This is a genomic window from Achromobacter pulmonis (genome assembly GCF_002885955.2).
GTDB lineage: Bacteria > Pseudomonadota > Gammaproteobacteria > Burkholderiales > Burkholderiaceae_B > Achromobacter > Achromobacter pulmonis_A.
This window is the reverse complement of the sequence record NZ_POQS01000093.1, coordinates 1-331: the sequence shown is the minus strand read 5'-3', so window position 1 is coordinate 331 and position 331 is coordinate 1. Positions and strand designations below refer to the sequence as shown.

1 protein-coding gene is annotated in these 331 nt (G+C 58.3%); it reads right to left on the bottom strand.

Annotated elements, in window-relative coordinates; all coding sequences use genetic code 11:
* Window positions 1-88: 88 nt before the first annotated feature.
* Window positions 89-331: hypothetical protein (locus C1I89_RS33895; protein WP_102776431.1), on the bottom strand; the 243-nt coding region annotated here is incomplete at its 5' end.

Sequence of the window (331 nt, the reverse complement as noted above, 5' to 3'; positions counted from 1 at the left end):
TGTGTTGGCGATGACTCCATTCACGCGCTGTTCAATCAGAAAGCCAAGGCTTTGATCGAAGAACATGGACAGCGTGGCTGTGCCGCCACTAGCCAAGCCTCGCGATGTACCGACAAAAATCGCTGCCACTCGGATCCACATACAGATAGGGGCGTCCGGGTGCGTGAATTTCTACGCACAACCGGCCTTGGCCCAGATAGCCACCCTTGCGCGCCAGCCAGTCGCGCGAGGTCAGTAAGTTGGCCGCGAAGCCGTCGAACTCATCCGGCGTCATGGTCCGCGTCTCGGTGATGTAGACCAGATAGTCGCCGGTGGCACACATGTCTTTCAG